Origin of the sequence: Xenorhabdus sp. SGI246 (assembly GCF_040838225.1) — a bacterium.
GTDB lineage: Bacteria > Pseudomonadota > Gammaproteobacteria > Enterobacterales > Enterobacteriaceae > Xenorhabdus > Xenorhabdus indica.
The window spans coordinates 1-6,179 of the sequence record NZ_JBFPEZ010000038.1; the positions used below are offsets into that span (position 1 = coordinate 1).

Here is a 6,179-nt window from a genome sequence, read left to right on the forward strand (position 1 = left end):
GGGGTTATCTGAACCGTCCTGGTATGACGGCAGAACGTTTTCTGATGGACCCATTTAGCCATCAACCGGGGGCACGTATGTACCGCACCGGCGATTTGGCCCGTTACCTGCCGGATGGCAATCTGGTATTTGTCGGACGCAATGACCAGCAGGTGAAAATCCGCGGTTTCCGTATTGAACCGGGTGAAATTGAAATACGGTTAACCGAACATTCGGCCGTGCGCGAAGCCGTGGTGATATTGTTGGGAGATGAATATGATAAGCGTTTGGTTGCCTATGTCGTGGCAGAAGAGAATGATGAGTTGGCGAATAATTTACGAACTCACCTGAGTAAAGTTTTGCCGGATTATATGATCCCGGCGGCTTTTGTGCGTTTAGATACATTTCCGCTGACACCAAACGGCAAGCTGGATCGTCAAGCACTGCCGGCACCGGACGAAAAAGCTTTTGCTCGTCAGAGGTATGAGGCGCCACAAGGGGAGATAGAAATCGCTCTGTCCACTATCTGGCAAGAATTGTTGGGAGTTGAACAGATTAGCCGTGATGACAATTTTTTTGCCTTAGGTGGTCACTCTTTATTGGCTGTACAGATGGTGGAGCGTTTACGTCATCAGGGAATCATGCTGTCGGTACGAGATTTATTTCAATCTCCAGAGTTGTCTAATCTTGCCAGAACACTTGCCGAAAAATGGGGACAATACCGGATTGTGACAACGCCGGCCAATGTCATTACACCAGCAACGACGGCGTTAACACCGGAAATGTTACCACTGATTGATTTGACTCAATCTGAGATTGACCTGATTGTCAAACAAGTACCGGGCGGCATGGACAATATCCAAGATATCTATGCTTTATCACCGTTACAAGACGGTATTCTATTCCACCATTTACTGGCTGATGCAGGGGACCCATATCTGTTAGTCAGACAGGCGAGGTTTGCAGATCGGTTTTTGCTGAATCGCTATCTGGCAGCCGTTCAATGGGTCGTTGATCGGCATGACATTCTGCGTACGGCCTTTATCTGGCAGGGGTTATCTGTTCCGGTTCAGGTGGTTTGTCGTCAGGCTCTCTTATCAGTGCTTGAACTCACATTAAACCCTGCTGATGGGCCTGTTTGTGATCAATTAATCCAACATTTTGATCCTCATCAGCATCGTCTTGATTTGAGTCAGGCTCCGCTATTGCGTTTTGTCGTGGCGCGGGAAGAGGATGGTTCCTGGCGAGTATTGCAACTGTTGCATCATTTGATTGGTGACCACACAACGTTGGAAGTCATGAACCGTGAAGTTCAAGCGTACTTTGCCGGGAAAGAGAGTAATCTGCCTGCTCCGGTTCCTTTCCGTCATTTGATTGCACAGGCACGACTAGGTATGAGTCAGGAGGAGCATATTCGCTTCTTTACTGATATGTTGGCTGAAGTAGAAGAACCAACGTTGCCATTCGGGTTGACTGGCGTACATCACGATGGTTCTCAGGTGACACAATCACACCGGATACTAACCACCGCACTGAATGATGGTCTTCGCCGTCAGGCCCGACGTCTGGGAGTCAGTTTAGCGGCATTATGTCATGTCGCCTGGGCTCAAGTGCTGTCACGTACCAGTGGGCAACAGAAAGTGGTATTTGGCACGGTATTGTTTGGACGTATGCAGGCGGGGGAAGGTGCGGATAGCGGGATGGGGCTGTTTATTAATACCTTGCCGCTGCGATTGGATATGGATGATACCCCAGTACGTAAGTGTGTACAGGCTGCACATAATCTGCTGGCTGGATTGTTAGAACATGAACACGCTTCATTGGCATTAGCTCAGCGTTGTAGTGGCATACAAGGCGAAGCGCCTCTCTTTAGTTCCCTGCTTAACTACCGGCACAATACACCGTTGGTGGAAATAGATGATAGTATGGCGGGAATTGAGTTTCTTGATGGACAGGAGCGTACCAACTACCCGTTAACATTATCGGTGGAGGATTTTGGCGAAGCACTGGGCCTGACAGTACAAATAGTGCAGCCATTTGAACCAGAACGGATATGTAGTTACATGCAGCAGGCACTGGAAAGTCTGGCAGGCGCGTTGGAACAGGCCCCGGAAACACCAGTATGGCAGTTGGACATCCTGCCAGAAGCAGAACGCACGCTGTTATTAAAAACCTGGAATACAACGGAAACTGCCTATCCAGAGGCATGGTGTCTCCATCAGTTATTTGAGCAGCAGGTGGCGAAAACCCCACAGGCGACCGCTTTAATAATGGGTGATGAATCCCTGAGCTACCGCGAGTTGAATACACGGGCGAATCAGTTGGCTCACCAGTTAATCGGACAAGGCGTTTGCCCCGGCGATTCGATTGTGCTGATGTTTGAGCGCTCCGTGGTACTGGTGATGGCACAACTGGCAGTACTGAAAGCCGGTGCCGTTTACGTCCCCCTGGATCCCAGTGTGCCGGATGAGCGGAAAAACTGGTTGATCAATGACTGTGCCGCCAAATTGTTACTCACCGATACACAGGCAGATATTCCGGCTGATCTGGCGGTGCCGCTGCTGCGTCTTGCCAATGAGAGCAATACAAACAGTGAACAATATAGCGTTAACCCTGATTTGCCCCGTGTCAGTACGGATTTAGCCTATATCATGTACACCTCCGGCTCGACGGGCACCCCGAAAGGGGTGCTGGTGCCGCACCGAGCTGTGGTTCGGTTGGTCATCAATAATGGTTATGCGGCCATCGAACCGGATGATCGGGTGGCCTTTACCGCGAACCCGGCGTTTGATGCCAGTACCTTTGAAGTCTGGGCGCCGTTGCTTAACGGTGGCACGCTGGTGGTGATTGATCATACCACCTTATTGACACCAGTGGAGCTAATCCGGGCTTTACAGACCTACGGTATCACGGTGTTGTGGCTGACCATCGGGCTGTTTAACCGGCTGGCAGTAGAGTTATCGCCGGCTCTGACGCAGATAAGGATACTGATTTTTGGCGGCGATATCCCCGATTCATCAGTGATTGCCCAGGTGCTGAAACATTGTCCACCGCAACAACTGTTGCAGGCCTATGGTCCGACGGAAGGCACCACCTTTACCACGACATATCCTATTGAGGCGCTGGAAGAGGGTATAACCCGACTCCCCATAGGCCGGCCTATTGCCAATACGCGGGTTTATTTGCTGGATAGTCATGGTCAGCCCGTACCATTGGGGGCAATCGGTGAAATTTATGTGGGGGGAGACGGAGTAGCCTGTGGCTATCTGAACCGGCCTGAATTAACCGCTGAACGTTTCCTTATCGATCCATTTAGTGATAGGCCGGATGCGCGCATATACCGGAGCGGGGATTTAGCCCGTTATCTACCGGACGGTAATCTGGAGTTTCTCGGCCGTAATGACCAGCAGGTGAAAATCCGTGGCTTCCGTATTGAACCGGGGGAAATTGAAGCCCGGTTAGTAGAGCACCCAATGGTGCGCGAATCGGTGGTGTTGGCGCAGGGAGAAGGGCAGGATAAGCGGCTGTTGGCTTATGTAGTAACGGAAACTGTAGTAACGGAAACTGTGGTAACAGAAACGGGGAATACAGAAGTGAAGGTGGCGGAAACCGATGAAGGATTGGCGAACAGCCTGCGTGCCCACCTGAGTTCCTTATTACCGGATTATATGGTGCCGGCCGCTTTTGTCCGTCTGGATGCGTTTCCATTAACGCTAAATGGTAAGCTGGATCGCCGGGCACTACCATCACCAGACGAGAAAGCCTTTGCCCGTCAGATTTATGAAGTACCACAAGGAGAAATGGAAATTGCTCTGGCGGCTATCTGGCGAGAACTGCTAGGGATTGAGCAGATTAGTCGGCACGATAATTTCTTTGCCCTGGGTGGTCATTCATTACTGGCGATACAAATGATGAATCGGATAATCACTTTAGGCATTGAGCTACCTCTGGTGACACTGTTTAAATCCCCAATCTTGGCTGCTTTTGCTGAGGAGATGAAAAGTCAGTTCGGTGAACGTCGATTGGGTAAATATAACAATAAACTTCCTGCTATTTTGCCAATATCCCGTGAGAGTCACTTGCCGTTATCATTTGCTCAGCAACGCCTGTGGTTTCTGACACAATTTGAGGGCGTTGGTGACACCTATTTTATCCCGATGGTTCTGCGCTTGCGTGGTCAGCTTGATATGACTGCCTGGCAGCAGGCCCTTGATGCTCTGTTTGCCCGCCATGAAGCGCTGCGTTCAGTTTTTATCACGATTGATGGTCAGCCTCAGGTCGAATTATTACCGGCTGCATCTGGTCTGCCGATGAAAGAACATGATCTACGTAATTCACCTGATGCAGATGAAGAAATTAAGCGTTTATGTACACAGGAAATGGAAACACCGTTTGATCTTGTTAAGGGCCCCTTAATTCGCGCTAAATTGATACAACTGGCTGATGATGATTATGTTTTTCTGCTGACTCAACATCATATTGTGTCAGACGGCTGGTCTATAAGCGTACTGATCCGTGAACTGAGTGCCCTCTATACGGCTCTTTTGGCAGGAAATACCGAGCCGTTGCCGCCATTGACGATTCAGTATCCTGATTATGCTGCATGGCAACGTCAGTGGTTATCGTCGGAACGGGTACAAATTCAGTCTGACTATTGGAAAACGGTGTTGGCAAATGCTCCTGTTTTGCTGGACTTACCGACTGATCGGCCTCGTCCATTAGAGCAATCATTTTCCGGGCATGCTATCGCCATTAATCTGGGGACAGAATTAACGGCGTCCCTCAAGCACCTGAGTAAACAGCATGGTGTCACCTTATTTATGACGCTGTTATCAGCCTGGGCCACGGTTTTGTCGCGCTTGTCAGGTCAGCATGATCTGATTATAGGTACTCCGAGCGCAGGCCGCGGCCATCAGGAAGTGGAATCCCTGATCGGTTTCTTTGTTAATACGTTGGCCTTGCGCATTGATTTATCAAATGAACCCAATGTGACTGAATTACTTGCGCGCGTAAGGCAAACCGCATTGACAGCACAGGAACATCAGGACCTGCCGTTTGAACAGGTGGTGGAAATCGTACAACCGCCACGTAGTCTGGCACATACGCCGCTGTTTCAAGTGATGTTTGCCTGGCAGAATTTTACCGGACAAAGCTTTACCGGACAAAGTCTTACCGGGAAAAGCCTGACCGGGAAAAACAGCGAACGCCAGAATTGGGCGCTGCCGGGACTGGCCGTCACCCCAATGGATCAGGCTTTTAATATAGCTAAATTTGATCTCGAACTGAGCCTGTTTGAGGAGAATGAACAGATAGTTGGAGCACTGCATTATGCTACGGCTCTGTTTGATCAGCCAACCATTGAGCGGCATATCGGATACTTACATACAGTCTTGCAAGCGATGGTGGCTGACCATCAGCAACAGGTTGGAAAAATCGATCTTTTGTCGCCGGTGGAACGTAAGTTATTGCTGGAAACGTGGAATACAACTGAGACTATGTATTTTGACACGTTATATATTCATCAGTTGTTTGAACAACAGGCAGAAAAAACCCCGGATGCAACAGCGCTCGTGTATGAAGAACAAAAATTCAGTTACGCGGAACTGAATGCCTGGGCTAATCAGCTAGCACATCAATTGATCACGCTAGGTATAACTCCTGATCAGCGGGTAGTGGTTTGTGTAACACGTTCACCAGCGATGGTGGCAGGATTGTTGGCTGTATTGAAAGCGGGCGGAGCCTATGTACCTCTGGATACTGATTATCCGGGTGAACGCCTGGCGCATATTCTGACGGATTCAGAACCTGCTATGCTGCTGGCGGATAAGGCCGGACGTCTCGCTTTGGGTGAGAAAGCCATCGCTGATTTAACGGTACTCGATCCTAATGTGTTGCCAAACCAGCCGGAGAACAATCTACAGGTACTCAATTCACAGGTACATAATCCACAGGTACTTGCCCTGACTCCCCAGCATCTGGCGTATGTGATTTATACCTCCGGTTCTACCGGTACGCCAAAAGGCGTGATGGTTGAACATCAGCAACTGGTCCATCAAATTACCGCACTGAGCAGGAAATGGTCGTTTAATGCGTCTGATCGAATATTACAGTTCTGCAATCCTTCTTTTGATGTCTGTGCATCAGAAATATTTTGTGCACTAACCCAGGGTGCAGAACTTGTATTGCGGACAAATCAGTGG

General features: G+C 49.5%; 1 protein-coding gene. It reads left to right on the plus strand.

What is annotated here, in order from left to right:
• The coding region (locus tag ABLA85_RS08970) for an amino acid adenylation domain-containing protein (RefSeq protein ID WP_367963275.1) at positions 1 to 6,179 on the plus strand (6,179 nt) is incomplete at both ends.